Consider the following 15,448-nt stretch of genomic DNA (forward strand, 5'->3'; position numbering starts at 1 on the left):
TGGAGATTTATACGAAAGTACGGCCCAATCTGGGTGTCTGGCCGCACGCTTAATACGATGCAATGCGTTGTATTTCATATGGAGAACGTCACGACTCGAATGAGTGATACGGAACTCGATCTGGTGGCGCGTCTCGCTGAGGCGAAAGGAGAGAGTCGGAGCGATGCCATCCGGCAGGCAATCCGTCAGGGTGCCCGCGAGGAACTCATCCGTGTCGCCCTTCAGCGGTATCAAGAAGGAGACGTGGGGATGCGCGGTGCGGCGGAGTTAGCGGGACTCACCATCGCGGAGATGATGGCCGAAGCGAATGACCGTGGGGTGCTGTCGAACTACGATGAGGCCGACCTCGCAGACGACGTGGATGCGCTACGATGACCTGGAACGGGCGGGTCGTACTTCTTGATGCGAGCGTTATTATTACATTAGCTGAAACCGGATCGACTGATTTACTCGATTCCGTGCGTGGCGGATTAGTCGTCCCTCGGGCGGTAAAATTCGAGATCTCGAAAGAGCCTGCTAAATCAGCACTCGACACCTGCATAGATGAAGGGAACATCGTTCAAACTAATATTCTCGCTTGGGCTGGAGAGGAAGATAAGGATAAACTCGTGTCCGATTCAGCAACTCGACTCGGGAACGATCCTGGGTCGGTTATCGATACCGAAAGTAAAGTTCCAATGATCGTCAACGGCGATGTTGCACTGCTCACCGGCGCTCAACTTGCGGACGAGTGTGTCGTCATCACCGATGACAAACCGCTCCGGCAGGCTTGTAAGTCGATATCGATACCCGTTTCGGGGACAATCGGTGTACTCGTTCGTGCCGTGGAAACCAGAGATATCGAACCAGACGCTGCGAAGGAGACGCTCTATGCGATGGATGAAGTCGGGGCTCGCCTCAGTGCAAGTCTAGTGAAGCGAGCGGAGCGATTGATCGACGACGCGGCCGATTAGTCGTCGTCAGCCGCCGGCTGGGCCACGTCGCGGTCCGCTCGCGGCCCCTCCAGGTCGACGTTCGGCAGCAGGTCGCGGAGGTACTGACCGGTGTAGGACGCCTCGGTGCGGGCCACGTCCTCCGGCGTCCCCTGCGCAACGAGTTCGCCGCCGTTCTCCCCGCCTTCGGGACCGAGGTCGATGATCTGGTCGGCGTTCTTTATCAGGTCGAGTTCGTGCTCGATGACGACCACGGTGTTGCCGTCGTCGGTGAGTCGGTGGAGCACGTCGATGAGCTTGCGCTCGTCCTCCGGGTGGAGCCCGGTGGTGGGTTCATCCAGCAGGTACAGTGTCTCGCCCGAATCCTTCTTCCCGAGTTCCTCGGCGAGTTTCACGCGCTGGGCTTCGCCGCCCGACAGCGTCGTCGAGGGCTGGCCCAGCCGCATGTAGCCAAGCCCCACGTCTTTCAGCAGTTCCAACCGCCGGCGGATACCGCCGTGGCTCTCGAAGAAGTCGTAGGCCTCCTCGACGGTCATCTCCAGCACGTCGGCGATGGTCGCGCCCTTGTAGGTCACGTCCAGCGTCTCGTCGTTGTAGCGCGCGCCGCCACACTCCTCACAGGGGACTGTCACGTCCGAGAGGAAGTTCATGTCGATGGTGACCGTGCCTTGGCCGCCACAACCCTCACAGCGGCCGCCCTTGACGTTGAAGGAGAACCGGCCGACCTCGTAGCCGCGCTGTTTCGAGAGGCTGGTCTCGGCGAACAGCTCGCGGATGTGGTCGAAGACGTTGGTGTAGGTCGCCGGGTTCGAGCGGGGTGTTCGGCCGATGGGTGACTGGTCGATGAGCCGCACCGTCTCGATGTCGTCGAGGCCGTCGATGGCGTCGTGCTCGCCGGGGTTCACGTCGGTGTCGTTCATCCGACGCACGAGCCCCTTGTACAGCACGTCGTGCATCAGCGTGGACTTGCCCGACCCCGAAACGCCCGTGATGGCGGTGAACGTCCCCAGCGGGATGGATACGTCGAGGTCCGCAAGGTTGTGCTGGCGCGCGCCCCGAACTGTGAGTTCGCCGTCGGCCTCGCGCCGGCTGTCGGGGACGGGAATCGTCCGCTCGCCAGAGAGGTACTCCCCGGTCACCGACGCGTCGGTGTCGATGACCTCGTCCATCGGGCCGTTGACGACGACCTCGCCGCCGCGCTTGCCCGGGCCGGGCCCCATGTCGATTATCTGGTCGGCTCGGCGCATCGTCTCGGTGTCGTGTTCGACCACGAGCAGCGTGTTCCCGAGGTCACGCAGTTCCTCTAAGGTGTTCAGCAGCCGGTCGTTGTCGCGCTGGTGCAGGCCGATAGAGGGCTCGTCGAGGACGTAGAGGACGCCGACGAGGCCGCTGCCGATCTGAGTCGCCAGCCGAATACGCTGGCTCTCCCCGCCCGACAGCGTCGAGGCCTCACGGTCCAGTGTCAGGTAGTCCAGACCGACCTCGGTCATGAAGCCAAGGCGGGCACGGATTTCCTTGAGAATCTCCTCGGCGATCTTCCGGTCGCGGGCCGAGAGGTTCCCCTCCATCCCTTCGAAGTGCGCCAGCGCGTCGCTGATAGACATCTCGTTGACCTCGGTAATCGAGGTGCCGTCCACGAGCACCGCCCGCGACTCCGCCTTGAGCCGTGTCCCCTCACAGGCCGGGCACGTCGTCGTCGCCATGAACTCCTCGATGTGCTCGCGGGCGCGATCGGAGTCCGTCTCGACGTGGCGGCGTTCGAGGTTCGGGATGACACCCTCGAACCGCTCGGTCTTCTCGCGGGTCCCGTTTTTCGTCCGCCACTCGAAGTGGACTCTGCTGTCGGTGCCGTAGAGGAACTGCCGCTGGATGTCCTCGTCGAGTTCCTCGAACGGCGTCGAGAGGTCCACGCCGAAGTGTTCGGCGACGTTGTCCAGTTGCCGCGAGTAGTACGTCCGGTCGTAGCTCCAGGGCTCGAAGACGTGCTTGAGCGGCTTCGTCGGGTCGGTGATGACGAGGTCCTCGCTGACCTCCTTCGTCTCGCCCAGCCCCTCACACTCCGGGCAGGCCCCGTGCGGTGAGTTGAACGAGAACGAGCGCGTCTCGATTTCGGAGATGTCGATACCGCAGTGCGTGCAGGCGAGGTCCTCCGAGAGTTCGACAACGAGGCGGTCGTTCCCTCGCGGGCGCTGCCCGCTCGCGTCGTCCGAGGCGCTTCGCGCCTCGCTCGCGAGGTCCCCCGTTGCCCGGGCGTCTGACCCGCCGAGCGTCTCCGAAGCCCCCTCCGCCGGGTCCGGCAGGATGACTTTCAGCGTCCCGTCGGCCTCTTCGAGCGCGGTCTCGACGGAGTCGGTGATACGCGAGCGGGCGTCCGGCGATATCTTCACGCGGTCGACGACCACGTCGATTGTGTGGTCGTAGTTCTCGTCCAGTTCGGGTCGGTCCAGCGTGAGGTCGAACGCCTCGCCGTCGACCTCGACGCGGCTGTACCCCTCGCCGACGAGGTCGTCGAACAGGTCCTCGAAGGCTCCCTTCTGGTCGCGGACGACCGGCGCACACAGTTTCGCTCGGGTTCCCTCGGGGAGTTCGAGAATCCGCGACACCATGTTCTGGGCGGACTGCTCGCCGACTTCGCGGCCACACTCTGGACAGTGTGGCGTGCCGACGCGGGCGTACAGCAGGCGGAGGTAGTCGTGGAGTTCGGTGACAGTCCCGACCGTCGAGCGGGGGTTGTTGGCGGCGTTCTTCTGGTCGATGGAGATGGCCGGCGACAGCCCCTCGACGTTCTCGACCTGTGGCTTGTCCATCTGCCCCAGGAAATTCCGTGCGTAGGCGGAGAGCGATTCGATGTAGCGCCGCTGGCCTTCGGCGTACACCGTCTCGAATGCGAGCGAGGACTTGCCCGACCCCGACAGCCCGGTGACGACTGTCAGTTCCTCGCGGGGAATCTCCACGTCGACGTCCTTGAGGTTGTGTTCCTCGGCCCCTCGGACCTCGATGATATCCTTGCTCATCTTTGCATCTTCGTTGGCCGGCAGGAGGGAAACCCTGTCGGTTCGAATGCCGATAGACGACGCCTCGCACCTGACTAATTTTATTTTAGACAGTGTGGCGAAAGATTTACCACGAATATCGAATATGAGATTAGTATGGGAACGAGCGACTACGACATCGCAGGGATTGACCTCTCCGACGACAGCTACACAGTTGAACAGAGTCTGGTCCGAAACAAGTACAAAGCGATGGACGCCGCCGGGAACGTCGTTCTCCGCGGGAAACAGAAGATGCTGAAGATGAAAGAGCAGTTCCCGTTCGTCGACGCGAACGGCGACGAGGTGTTCGAGGTCAACGCCGGCGGCATCATCGACGTGGCCGGCAACTACGTACTCACCGACTCCAAGACAGGCGAGGACATCGTCATCCTCGACAACGACTACTCGATCTTTCAGGACACGTGGAAGATTCGGGACGCCAGTACCGAGGCGAAAATCGCCGAAATCAACTCTCAGGGTGCGCTCGTGACTATCGCCCGCAACGTCGTCCCGTTCGGCGGGTGGATTCCCCACAAGTACGAGATCACCGACCAGGACGGCAACCACGTCGGCAACATCGACGGACAGTTCTCGCTGAAGGACCGCTACGAGATTACCATCGACGACGCCAGCACGGTTCCAAAAGAGCCGATCATCGCCGCGGCGATGGTTATCGACGCGATTCAGGGGAACTGACGCCACCGGAATCCTTCTTGCCCTGGCTCTCTCAGGGACGGCTATGCGCCGCCGGACGGTCCTCCGACGACTCGCCCTCGCAGGAACAGGCATCGGGCTGGCTACGGGAACGACCCACGGTCATCCAACGCCCACCGGTGATGGAACGGCCGAGCCAGCGGCCGCCGACACCCCAACCGGCGGGGACCCGCTGGGCGTGCTGGAGATGGAAACGGTGTACGAGGTCGTCACCAGCCCCGACGGCCACACGGCTTACGTCGCGACGGGGGACGGAATCGCGCTCGTCGACCTCGTTGCGCCGACCAGCCCCAGACTGATCGGTCGGCAGACGGGCCTGCTGGCAGAGAGCGACGACGGGCCGATACAGCGCGTCCAGGACCTCGCCGTCAGCGGCTCGCGGCTACTGGCCGCCGGGCCGGCCCACCCCGCCGACGGAGCCCACGGTGTCGTGGTTTTCGACGTAAGCGACCGGCAGGAGCCGACACGAATCGCGGGGCTGGAACTGGACACACGGATTCACAACTGTCACTTCGACGGCCGCTACGCCTACCTGACCGCGAACAACCGCGACGGGAATCCATTGCTCGTCGTCGACACTGAAACCGAGCAAGAAGTCGGCGAGTGGTCGCTGTTAGACGCCGGTGACGCCTGGCACGACGTACCGACGAGTCTCTGGCCGCTCCACGACGTGTGGGTGCAGGACGACCGGGCCTATCTGGCCTACTGGGACGGCGGAACGTGGATTGTCGACGTGTCAGACCCGACCGACATCTCGCTGGTGGCGAAGGTCCGCGGACGGGACCCGGAGACCCTCGCCGCCATCGAGGACCCCGGCACCGAACGGAGCGAACCGCCGGGCAATGACCACTTCGTGACGGTCGACGAGGGCGCGTCGCTGCTGGGCGTCGGCGGCGAGTCGTGGGACCTCGGCGACGACGACAGCGGCGGGCCGAGCGGCATCGAACTGTACGACATCAGCGACCCGGCCGACGCCGAACTCCTGTCTACGCTGGACCCGCCGCCGACCTCGGACCCGTCGCCGGGGGGCATCCTCACGACAGCCCACAACTTCGAACTGACGGCCGACCGCTGTTACTCCGCGTGGTACAACGGTGGGGTCCGGGTCCACGACCTGACCGACCCGACCGCGCCCGACCTCGCCTTCGAGTGGCGCGACACCGAATCGACCTCTTTCTGGACCGCCCAGCGGGCCGCCGGCTGTTTCGTCGCCGGGAGTACGAACGCCAGCCAGGGGACGGAGGTCCAGCCCGGGCTGTACACGTTCCCGGACCCGCAGATACGGACCCCGACGCCGGAGGGGTCGGGCACCGACGATGCGGCGGACGGCACTTCCCTCGGTGTCGGCGGTCCCGGCTTCGGCGTCGGGTCGGCGGTCGCCGCGGTCGGGCTGGCGGCCTGGCGCGCCCGACGCCGGCGGGACTGACGCCGTGCCGCGTCGCTGGCTCACTCCAGTGCGCTCTTGACAGCGGCGGCGACGCTCCGGGCGCGCTCGGCCAGCTCCTCGGAGATGTGTCCGCACTCGACGGCCGCGTCGAGTTCGTCGTCGTCGACCCGCTCAACGGTTCCGTCGGCGTGTTTCACCACGTCGACGTGCAGGTCGACGTACCGGGCGGTGTCGGGGAACACCTCGACGGGCGTACAGACGTTGACGTAGGTCCCTTTCTTCTCGCCGTCGCTGTCGCGGTACACCGTCGGATACCACCACCGTCCCTCCTTGACTTTCGTCTCGGCCACGTCGCCGGCCTCCTTGGGCACGCCCAGCGCGTCGTAGGTGCCGCCGGGGCTCATCTCCCGTTCGATGGTCACCGTCCCGTCGTCGTCGACTGCCTGGACCTCGCCGTTGCCCAGTGTGATGAGCCGGCCGTCGGGCTTGCCGTGGCCCAGCGACAGCGACCCGCCGACCTGCGGGCCGAACTGCCGGGCCGTCACGGCGAAGGGGAAGTCCGTCTCGCCGGTCTCGGGGTCGTCACACAGCGCCTCGACGTAGTCGACGGCGGCGCTGGCCGCGCGGTCGCCGGCCTTCACGCGGTGGTGGCCCGGCATCGTCGGCGTCACCTCGCGGCGGGTCTCGTCAAGGGCGAAGCGGCTCTCGCGGCCGAACCACAGCCACGTCGTCGCCAGCCCCTCGTCGTCCCGGGCCGGCGCGCAGTCCCCGGGCGGGTCGGCTCCCGCGAGCGCGTCGTCGATGGCCGCCGCGCGGTCGTTGGCGGCGTCCAGCGCCTCGGCCAGGGCATCAAAGCTCGCGTCTTCGCTCGCCGCCTCCCACGAGACGCCCCAGCCCTCTCGGGGGTCTGCGGCGATTAGGTCAAGCATCGCCGGGCCGCCGGTACCTGACGACGGCCCGCTTCCGCCGCGGACGAGCGAGAGGAGGTCCCCGCGGACGGCGATGGTCGTGTCCAGCACGGGCCGGCCGTTCGTCCACGGCGCGCTCGCCTCGACGACCTGCACCCGGAGCGTATCCCCCGTCTCGATGCGCTCCTCGGACGCGGCGTACGGGAGAAATCCTTCGCCGTCGCCCAGGTCGACGACCGCCCCGCTCCCCAGCGTCTCGGTCACGGTGCCCGCGTACACCGCGCCCTTGGGCGTCGGGTCGTCCCAGTGGAGCGTGTCTCGCCCGAGGTCCGTCAGGCGGTCCGTGACGGCGGCGGCAACGTCGCGGTCACCGACGACGCCGACGCCCTGCTGGTCGTCCGTCGTCGTCACGGTGACTGCCGCCCGCTCGTCGGCGAACGCGCCGTCGAAGCGGTCCTCGATGGGGCCCGACGCCTGGACGACCTCCTGGCCAGCCTCGCGGAGTAGTCGGGTCAGCGCCGTCGCGTAGATGCCCCTGACCCGGACGGTCATAGCGCGTCCTCGTCGGCGGCAAAGCGGACCCGCCCGTGGACCGTCGGCCCCAGCGAAAGTTCTACTTTCTCGTCGCTCAGGACCCGTCCGCCCTCGACCGGGACGCCCCAGGTGTCAAAGCGCAGGTAGCCGCGGATGTCGTCGGCGTGGGTGAACAGGTCGCAGTACTCGACGGTATGTTCCTGAATATCGCTGGAACTGTGGGCGATGTCCATATCCGAATACACCGTCTCGCGGCCGTCGAAGAAGTCTTCGAGTTCTCCGGCCGCGTCGTCAGTGGCTTCGATCACCGTGTCGGAGGCCGCTTCGATGGTCGCTTGCTCAACGCCAGCATCGCGGAGCGCCTGCTGTTCGCGCTGCGTGAAGTGCATACCCGCGAGTCAGTGGCGGGGAGAGGAAAACAGTGCGGAATCGCCTACACGACCATCGCGTTCAGCACGAGCATCAACAGCCCGAACATGACGCCGGTCGCGACGATTGTTCGAGGGTCGATACGGATCGTGTTCTGGTCTTCGGCGTCGAAGTACCGGACCAGTCCCGCACTGGACATCAGTCCGCCGCCGTCGCTGCCACTCATACTTCAGGGTGGTGTATCACCAACACTAAGCCTTTCGGGTCGTCCGCGATTGCGTACGAGAGGTACATATGGATAACCCTTATCAGATACCGCGGGCTAACACGAATAGAGTACTATGACGGTTACACTGAAGGACTTCTACGCGGACTGGTGCGGCCCTTGCAAAACGCAGGACCCGATCCTCGAAGACCTCGAAGAGGAGTGGACTGACGTTGAGTTCGAGAAGATCAACGTCGACGAGGAACAGGATGTTGCTAACGAGTACCAGGTACGCTCCCTGCCGACGCTCATCATCGAGAACGACGACGGCATCGTCGAGCGCTTCGTCGGCGTCACACAGGCCGACGACATCAGCGACGCGCTGCAGCAGGCTTCGGCGTAACACAGTCGTTTTTGCGGTTCGTGACACGGTCCGGTAGCGACCGCTGGCTCACTCCTGTTCGGCCAGCCTCGAATCGTCAATTTCGTCGACGGCAATCAGCATCCGGCCGCCCTCAAGCGCCGTCACCATCTTCGACTCGGTGAACGTGGTTTCGTCGGCCCGCAACCCTTTGCTCTGGCCAGTCCACTTCCCGCCGCTTCTGACGACAGGGATGACGTGCGTTCTGATGTGCTGGACCTCGTTGCTCGGGTGGAGTTCCGACCAGTGCTTGCCGACGAGTTCCTCCGATCCGTAGCCGTAGTACGAGGCGTAGGTTTCGTCGACTCGCTCGAAGCGTTCGTCTGTGCCGATGACGCCGACGCCGCTGAGTTCGACCTTTCCGTCGGGCTCGAAACTGCCCCCCGAGTCGACGGCGTGTTCGACCCGGCGGATGAGCGACGTGTACTGGTCTGTTCCGACGGATTTCTTGAGGTAGTCGGTGACACCGGCCTGAATGATTTCGGCGGCGATGTCACCGGTCTCCTCTCCGGAGAACAGCAGCACCGGCAACTCCTGATGGGTCTCCCGAACGGCTTCGAGGAAGTCGATGCCGTTCATCTCCGGCATGTTGTAGTCACTGACGACACAATCGAAGTCCGTCTCCGGCGACCGAATCAGCGACAGCGCGGTCTCGGGGTTCGTCTCCGTTGTGACGACGCAGTCGAGGCCGCTGTCGTCCCGTTCGAGATACGTCTCGACGAGGGCTCCCAGCGCCGCGTCGTCGTCGACGTGGAGTATCGATAGGGAGTCACCTGGCTCCATTCCTCATCGTCGGGGCTGGAATTCATAAGTAACTGATGGCTACTTTGAGCCATTTGATAATCAACTCGCAGGTGCGGGGGCCGCGGCAGCGATGACATGCTGCGGACGGTCCGGCAGTTGTGGCAAGCATACCGCGCGAGCGTAGCGAGCGCGGTTTCACTTCTCGCGACCAGCGGGAGCGAGACGGACGGTTTTAGCGTAGATTTTTGCAAGGGGGGTTCCCGCAGCGCCGCAGGCGCGAGGAAACCCCCTGCAGTAAAAAGGTACTATTGGAACTTCACGCCGAGGTCGTGCATCCCGTCGTTGTGGCGGGCGACGTTGATGAGCAGCGGCGTCAGCCCCTCGATTTCAGCGGCGTTGGCGAGCGGCCCGCCGTCAAGCGCACGGATGCCCTCGATGCCCTCGGCGAGTTCACAGACGGTGTCTTTGGCGTCGGTGTCGTCGCCGACGACGATGGTGTCCCAGTCGAGGTCGGCGTCGAGGTTGGCCAGTCGGCCGGCCGCGAGGTTGTGGAACGCGCCGACCACGGGGGTGTCGTCGGGGGCGGCGTTTTCGGCCAGTTGCGTGACGCTGCCGGCCCCGGGGCGATTGTAGTGGAACCCGTCCTCGTCGCGTTGCATCCCGACCGCGGGGGCGACGAGCGTGGCGTCATCGAGTTCGTCGGCGACGGCGTCGATGGTGTCGGTGAGGTGGTACGCCGGGACGGCGGCAACGACCACGTCGGCGCGGGCGGCGGCCTCCTCGTTCACCAGGCCGGCGATCGACGGGTCATCGTGGCCGCGGCTGGCCAGCTCTGCCTCGTACTCCTCGGCTTTGTTCGCTGCCTTCTGTGCTTTCCGGGAGCCGATGATGATCGTGTGGTTGGTATCGTCAGCCCAGCGGAGGGCGAGGCCTTGGCCGATGTCTCCAGTACCGCCAAGCAACGCGATGTCCATATCTACGGCGTAGGCCGACCACTGAATAAACGTTGTGTGACAGGTTCACTCAGGTGTAGGTCTCCCAGGCCCAATCGAACCCCCCAGCGAAGGCAATATACAGTGCGCTCCCGAGGCCCACCAGATAGCTGAGCCACTGGGTCGCAATGCCAGCGACTGACGTGTCCCCGAGCGCGAGGGCAAAGACAGTCGAGAGCGGGACCATGACGAAAAACAGGACGATGATGAACATTCCGACACGGCCCGGTCGATGGACAGATTCGAGGATATGACTGTGTTCACGCATCGTCCAGTAGGCCGCACCGAGACCGAGTAGCTGGCAGATAACGGCATACAGCGGCACCAGGTCGATCGACGGCTCGCGGATGACCGCGCCCCCGACGAGCCCGGCCCAGATGCTCACCAGCAGCGCCCAGCCGAACGTCGGCAGTCGTCGCATACCCGGGGTCTCTGTCCCGGCAGTGAAACCGTTGCCGTTTGCTGCTGGCCGGGTGGTAGCTGGCGACCAGACTCCCGATTATGCCGTGTCGAGCAGTTCGGGCAGGTCGGTGATCGACTCGACGACGGCGCTCGCGCCGTTGTTAGCGAACGTCTGTCGGCCGGCATCGCCGGTCAGCCCGCCTGTCAGGACGCCGATACCGTAGTAGACGCGGTCGTCGTCGGCTTCGTCGGCGTTGACTGCCGTCGCCACGTCGTCGAGGGTGTCCCCGGCGAAGGCAACCCGCTCGGCGTCGAAGCGTTCGGCGAGCGTCCGCAGGGCGGCCGGGTGGGGCTTGCCCTCCTCCCAGTCGTCCATCGTGAAGCGGTGCTCCGCGGGCAAATCGAGGCCGACTCGGTCGAGCGCGATGTCGGCCTCGGCCGCGGGCCGGCCGGTGACGACGCCGACGGCGAAGCGGTCCTGCAGGGCCGACAGCGTCTCGTCGTCGACCAGCAGCGGCTCGTCGTGGATGTAGCCCGGCGCGGCAAACGGCGGCTCACCGCCCTCGATGTCCCGGTAGAGGTCCGACCCGAGATACAGCGTCTGGAACACGTCACGGAGCCGGTCGGGGTTCCAGGCGTCGAAGACTCGCGTTTCAGCCGGGTCGTCGAGCAGGTCACGGACTACCGCCTCGGCCGCGTCGAGGCCGCCGCCCCGCTCGGCGATGGCGTCGGTAAAGGCCGCCAGGTCGGAGACGGCGGACTCGCGGCCGGCGAGGACGAAAAGCGCCGCGGCGTCGGTCAGTTCCCAGTCGTTGTTGAACCCGCCGGCGTCCTTGAACTGCTGGATCGCCGCCTTCTCGATTGTATCGCCGTACACCCGGTCGATGGATTCGACGATGGCGCGGCGATAGGAGTCGGCTACGTCCACCAGCACGCCGTCGATGTCGAGGACGACCGCGTCGACTTGCATGGGCGAGCGAAGGCGGGCCTCACTCAAGCGCCTTGCTATCTCGCGCCCGGTACAGCGTCTCCCCGCCCGGGAACTGCTCCCGGTCGACGGCGACCGTCGGCTGGTCCCCGCCCAGCGTCGTGAACCAGAACGCCGCCCCGGCGGCGTCGGCGACTGCCAGCGTCGGCCGGTGCAGTTCCGGCGGGAGATTCCGGGCGAACACGACATCTGCATCCGCATACACAGACCGGTCGGGGTCGAGGATGTCATCAACGACGAACGCGACCCCGTCGGGGACCTCCCGCTCGACGATGTCCGTCGCCGTCACGTCGACGCCCCGCTCGACCAGTCGGCCGGCTACGTCAGGGCGGTTTCCGATGCCGACTTCGACGACGGAATCGACGGACGCCAGTCGGTCAACGAGCGGGCCGGTAGTGTCGGTCACGTCGTACAATTTATGAGATGCGGGCGCATATGCGTTCCCATGCACGTCGACATCGTGCCGGTGGGCGAGGTCTCAGCCCAGGTCAAACGTGAGGCCTCGGACGGACTTCGTTCTGTCTACGACTGTGAGGTCTCGATGCACGAGCCACAGTCCATTCCTGCCGGCGCGTACGATGGGGATCGCGACCAGTACCGCGCAGAGGAGTTTATCGACCTCGCCCGCCGGGTCGGCTCTGGCGGCAAAAACATCGCTATCACGCCGAAAGACCTCTTCTACCGCCGTCGAAACTACGTTTTTGGACTCGCCTATCTCGGTGGCTCCGGCAGCGTCATCTCCACGTACCGGCTCCAGACCTCCTCCGACGGCGGGTTCTCGAACCGCTCGGCCGGCGAAATCTTCTCCCAGCGGGTCCGCAAGGAGGTCGTCCACGAGGTCGGCCACACGCTCGGACTTGAGCATTGCGACAACAAGCGCTGCGTGATGAACTTCTCCCCCACCGTCCGACAGGTCGACGTGAAGGAGGTCTCGCTGTGTGGCTCGTGCCAGCGGAACGTCCTGTAGTTTGCGAACGGATACCAAACTGATTCGGTACAGCACCTACACTTCTGTGGGACTTGTACACATACGCGATGAGCAAGAGTCAGTCCCCCGAACGCGTCGCGGAACTGCGAGAGGTCTTCGTGACGGTCACCGGCGACGAATCGATAACCGAACGCCAGGCCGACGAGCAATCCGACCGCGAACTCGACCCGGACGAGGAGTTCGACCCGGCGGAAGTCGCCGACGGCCTAGACGACGCAGTCGCGGGGTCCGAGACGGACGGCGGCAGCGATCCGGCGGCCTGACGCCGCCGCTGGGTGAGCCTACGGGGCGTAGTAGTACTCGCCGGCGTTCTTCTGTTCGCGGTCCAGTTGCGAGTCGGGCTTGTTGATGCGCGGCCGTGAGGTCCGCTCGTCCCGGCGGAAGGTGATATCGAGGTTCTTGAGGAACTCGTTCATCCCCTCGCGCATGCCCTGTGGTGGCGCGGCGTGGCCGCTTTTGGCCGGCTCGCCATCGAAGACGAGCAGGCGGTCGGCCAGCAGGTCGATCATGTAGATGTCGTGGTCGATGACCATCGCCGTCGCGTCGTGGTTCTCGGCGTAGCGCCGGATGGCCGATGTCGCCATGACCCGCTGTTCCACGTCGAGGTGCGCCGAGGGCTCGTCGAGCAGGTAGAGGTCGGCGTCCTTCGAGAGGCAGGCCGCGATGGCGACCCGCTGTCGCTCCCCGCCCGAGAGGTCAGTGAGCTGCTGTTCCATCACCGACTCCAGCTGCAGCGGCTGTGCGATTTCGGTGTTCCAGTAGGAACTGCCGAAGTCGTCGGTAATCGACGCGAGGAACGCGTCGACCCGCATCGGCTGGTCGATTTCGATGTACTGGGGCTTGTAAGCGATGTCGAGGCTGGTGTCGATTTCGCCCGCAGTCGGTTCGAGCCGCCCGGCGAGCATCTTCGCGAACGTCGACTTCCCGATGCCGTTCGGGCCGACGACGCCCAGTACTTCGCTCTCGCGGATGGTGCCGGCCTCCACGTCCAGCGAGAACTCGCCGTCGCCGTAGCTCTTCTGGAGTTCGGGGTACTCGATGACCACGTCGCCAGTGGAGGCAGTCCGTGGCGCGTGTTCCTCGAACTCGATTTCCGTCTGGCGGACCCGCATGTTCTCGTTTTCGAGGTAACCGGAGAGGTATTCGTTGATGCCCTTCTTCGTCGATTTGGGCGGTGTGATGATACCGAACGCGCCGGGCGTCCCGTAGGCGACGTTGATGTTATCGGCGAGCAGGTCCAGGATGGCGAGGTCGTGCTCGACGACGAGCATCGAACGGTCCTCTTCCTCGGCGAGTTCGCGGATGAGCCGCGCGGCGGTCATCCGCTGGCCGATATCCAGATACGGCGTTATCTCGTCGAGGAAGTAGAAGTCGGCGTCACGGGCCAGCGTGGCGACGAGCGCGACGCGCTGGAGTTCCCCGCCCGAGAGGTCGTCGATGTGGTTGTCCACGACCGGGCCGATGCCGGTCCGCTCGATGAGGTACTCCAGTTCGCCCCGCTCGTCGGTCTGGTCGAGTAGCTGCCGCGCCTTGCCGTCGAACTGGTCCGGAATCCGGTCGACGTACTGGGGCTTGCGAGCGACGGTCACGTCGCCGTCGCGCATCTGTTCGAGGTACTCCTGCAGGGCAGTCCCCCGGTACTCGTCGAGAATTTCGTCCCAGTTCGGCTCCTCGCCGTAGCGGCCCAGATTTGGCTGCATCTCGTCGGCGAGGATGCGGACGGCGGTGGTCTTCCCGATGCCGTTCGGGCCGAGAATCCCGGTGACCTGTCCCTCGGCGGGGCTGGGCAGCCCGTACAGCGCGAAGGCGTTCTCCCCGTAGCGGTGGACCGGGTCGTCGGTCAGTTCCTGCGGGAGATTGATGATCTCGATTGCGTCGAACGGACATTTGTTGACGCAGATGCCACACGATTCGCCCAGGCAGATCTCCTCGGAGATGCGGACCTGGTCGGGCTGGCCCTCGAAGGGTTCGTCCTCCTCGTACTCGTCTTCCCGCTTGACGATGCATTCTTTCCCGCTGCGGTTGGGCGGGCAGTAGTTCATGCACTCGTAGTTACAGCGGTCGGGCTGGCACCGCTCTAAGTCGACGACGGCGATACTGTCCTCGGCCATCGTTACGCTCCCGTCGTCAGCAGAATGCCCCACGAGACGAACCACAGCGAGAAGGTCATGAAGCCGATATAGAGCACGTCCTTCGTCGAGAGGTCGTCCGTGTCGATGCCGATCACCCGCAGAATCGGGAACTGTGCTGCGATAGCGACCGCGAGGACGAGCACGCCTTGTGGGTCGTTCGGCGCGGTCGCTAGCGCGTTGGAACCGAACGCGGCGGCGATGCCAGCGACGGCTGTCAGCGTCGTGACAGTGAGCCCCCGCATATGAGAGCTCATCCCGTCCGCCGTTTCCGTAGCCATACCACACGTTCCACTACCCGCAACCAAAAGGTGCGCGGTTCAGCACTGTGACGCGGCCGCGAATGCGTGCGCCGTCGAGACTGACTCCTCAATCTTTATGCGCCCGGCGCTTGTGATTACGCGTAATGACGGACTCTGATGGGGAAGCCATCGCAGACCTTCCGCCGAGCGCAAAGCTCGTGTACAAGGTTCTGGAGTACGACGGCCCGCTGACACAGAAAGGCATCGTCGAGGAGTCGATGCTTTCGGCACGGACCGTCCGCTACGCTCTGGAACGACTCGACGAAGTCGGTGTTATCGAAGAAGACGTGTACTTCGCTGACGCGCGGCAGAACCTCTACGAAATCATCGACCAACCGGCGGAAGCGGATGCCGCTGTCTCGGACTGACCGCTTTCTCGCTTGGCTGTTTCGCGACGCGAC

19 protein-coding genes are annotated in these 15,448 nt (G+C 64.8%); 8 read left to right on the forward strand and 11 right to left on the reverse strand.

Features of this window, described 5'->3' with window-relative positions; all coding sequences use genetic code 11:
• The first annotated feature begins 78 nt into the window (after nt 1-78).
• Together AMS69_RS06435 and AMS69_RS19605 are read left to right on the forward strand one after the other, a co-directional pair.
• A complete protein-coding gene (locus AMS69_RS06435; protein WP_004514901.1) occupies nt 79-375 on the forward strand; it encodes a UPF0175 family protein in 297 nt (98 codons plus the stop codon).
• Nucleotides 372-953, forward strand: a complete 582-nt coding sequence (locus tag AMS69_RS19605) for a DUF3368 domain-containing protein (protein ID WP_077067768.1) — start codon at nt 372-374, stop codon at nt 951-953. Before AMS69_RS06435 ends, AMS69_RS19605 begins: the two co-directional genes overlap by 4 nt.
• On the opposite strand, the gene uvrA is transcribed toward AMS69_RS19605, so the two are convergent.
• Nucleotides 950-3,946 (reverse strand): excinuclease ABC subunit UvrA, encoded by a 2,997-nt coding sequence (gene uvrA / locus AMS69_RS06445; protein WP_053967258.1) that lies wholly within the window; start codon nt 3,944-3,946, stop codon nt 950-952. The two genes, AMS69_RS19605 and uvrA, sit on opposite strands and share 4 nt — an antisense overlap.
• A 135-nt stretch (nt 3,947-4,081) precedes the next feature.
• Between uvrA and AMS69_RS06450 the strand changes: the two genes are divergently transcribed.
• Both AMS69_RS06450 and AMS69_RS06455 read left to right on the forward strand, forming a co-directional pair.
• Nucleotides 4,082-4,660, forward strand: a complete 579-nt coding sequence (locus tag AMS69_RS06450) for an LURP-one-related/scramblase family protein (protein WP_053967259.1) — start codon at nt 4,082-4,084, stop codon at nt 4,658-4,660.
• A 43-nt stretch (nt 4,661-4,703) separates the two neighbouring features.
• On the forward strand, nt 4,704-6,104 hold the full coding sequence (locus AMS69_RS06455) for an LVIVD repeat-containing protein (protein WP_053967260.1): 1,401 nt from the start codon (nt 4,704-4,706) through the stop codon (nt 6,102-6,104).
• Nucleotides 6,105-6,124: 20 nt separating this feature from the next.
• Here the strand turns inward: AMS69_RS06455 and AMS69_RS06460 are convergent, their stop codons facing one another.
• Genes AMS69_RS06460 through AMS69_RS06470 form a run of 3 tightly spaced genes read right to left on the reverse strand, consistent with a single transcriptional unit; the run spans nt 6,125 to nt 8,102 of the window.
• Nucleotides 6,125-7,525, reverse strand: a complete 1,401-nt coding sequence (locus AMS69_RS06460; protein ID WP_053967261.1) for a DUF402 domain-containing protein — start codon at nt 7,523-7,525, stop codon at nt 6,125-6,127.
• Nucleotides 7,522-7,896, reverse strand: coding sequence for a DUF7532 family protein (locus tag AMS69_RS06465; protein WP_053967262.1), 375 nt, complete (start codon nt 7,894-7,896; stop codon nt 7,522-7,524). Before AMS69_RS06465 ends, AMS69_RS06460 begins: the two co-directional genes overlap by 4 nt.
• 44 nt (nt 7,897-7,940) lie before the next feature.
• Nucleotides 7,941-8,102: a preprotein translocase subunit Sec61beta gene (locus tag AMS69_RS06470; RefSeq protein ID WP_053967263.1), complete on the reverse strand. Its 162-nt coding sequence runs from the start codon at nt 8,100-8,102 to the stop codon at nt 7,941-7,943.
• A gap of 115 nt (nt 8,103-8,217) precedes the next feature.
• Between AMS69_RS06470 and AMS69_RS06475 the strand changes: the two genes are divergently transcribed.
• Nucleotides 8,218-8,484 carry a thioredoxin family protein gene (locus tag AMS69_RS06475; protein WP_053967264.1) on the forward strand — a complete coding sequence of 89 codons (267 nt, stop codon included), beginning with the start codon at nt 8,218-8,220 and terminating at the stop codon, nt 8,482-8,484.
• Between the two features lie 48 nt (nt 8,485-8,532).
• Here the strand turns inward: AMS69_RS06475 and AMS69_RS06480 are convergent, their stop codons facing one another.
• From AMS69_RS06480 to AMS69_RS06500, 5 genes are all read right to left on the reverse strand, one after another.
• A complete protein-coding gene (locus AMS69_RS06480) occupies nt 8,533-9,285 on the reverse strand; it encodes a response regulator (RefSeq protein WP_053967265.1) in 753 nt (250 codons plus the stop codon).
• Nucleotides 9,286-9,551: 266 nt separating this feature from the next.
• Nucleotides 9,552-10,220 carry an NADPH-dependent F420 reductase gene (npdG, locus tag AMS69_RS06485; RefSeq protein WP_053967266.1) on the reverse strand — a complete coding sequence of 223 codons (669 nt, stop codon included), beginning with the start codon at nt 10,218-10,220 and terminating at the stop codon, nt 9,552-9,554.
• 49 nt (nt 10,221-10,269) lie between these two features.
• Entirely contained in the window at nt 10,270-10,659 is a 390-nt protein-coding gene (locus tag AMS69_RS06490; protein WP_053967267.1) for a hypothetical protein, read from the reverse strand.
• A 78-nt stretch (nt 10,660-10,737) separates the two neighbouring features.
• Nucleotides 10,738-11,610, reverse strand: coding sequence for a TIGR01548 family HAD-type hydrolase (locus AMS69_RS06495; protein WP_053967268.1), 873 nt, complete (start codon nt 11,608-11,610; stop codon nt 10,738-10,740).
• Nucleotides 11,611-11,629: 19 nt separating this feature from the next.
• A complete protein-coding gene (locus AMS69_RS06500; RefSeq protein WP_053967269.1) occupies nt 11,630-12,043 on the reverse strand; it encodes a UPF0146 family protein in 414 nt (137 codons plus the stop codon).
• A gap of 30 nt (nt 12,044-12,073) precedes the next feature.
• Here AMS69_RS06500 and AMS69_RS06505 point away from each other — a divergent pair, with 30 nt between their 5' ends.
• The gene (locus tag AMS69_RS06505) at nt 12,074-12,595 is read left to right on the forward strand and encodes an archaemetzincin family Zn-dependent metalloprotease (protein ID WP_004514915.1); all 522 of its coding nucleotides are present in this window, start codon (nt 12,074-12,076) and stop codon (nt 12,593-12,595) included.
• Between the two features lie 68 nt (nt 12,596-12,663).
• Nucleotides 12,664-12,879: a hypothetical protein gene (locus AMS69_RS06510; protein WP_053967270.1), complete on the forward strand. Its 216-nt coding sequence runs from the start codon at nt 12,664-12,666 to the stop codon at nt 12,877-12,879.
• 18 nt (nt 12,880-12,897) lie between these two features.
• Here the strand turns inward: AMS69_RS06510 and AMS69_RS06515 are convergent, their stop codons facing one another.
• The gene (locus AMS69_RS06515) at nt 12,898-14,727 is read right to left on the reverse strand and encodes a ribosome biogenesis/translation initiation ATPase RLI (RefSeq protein ID WP_053967271.1); all 1,830 of its coding nucleotides are present in this window, start codon (nt 14,725-14,727) and stop codon (nt 12,898-12,900) included.
• 2 nt (nt 14,728-14,729) lie between these two features.
• Complete coding sequence (locus AMS69_RS06520; RefSeq protein ID WP_053967272.1) at nt 14,730-15,026, reverse strand: EMC6-like membrane protein; 297 nt, start codon at nt 15,024-15,026, stop codon at nt 14,730-14,732.
• 125 nt (nt 15,027-15,151) lie between these two features.
• Between AMS69_RS06520 and AMS69_RS06525 the strand changes: the two genes are divergently transcribed.
• Entirely contained in the window at nt 15,152-15,415 is a 264-nt protein-coding gene (locus AMS69_RS06525) for a winged helix-turn-helix domain-containing protein (RefSeq protein WP_004514919.1), read from the forward strand.
• Nucleotides 15,416-15,448 lie beyond the last annotated feature (33 nt).

This window comes from Haloarcula rubripromontorii, assembly GCF_001280425.1.
In the GTDB taxonomy this organism is placed as follows: Archaea; Halobacteriota; Halobacteria; order Halobacteriales; family Haloarculaceae; genus Haloarcula; species Haloarcula rubripromontorii.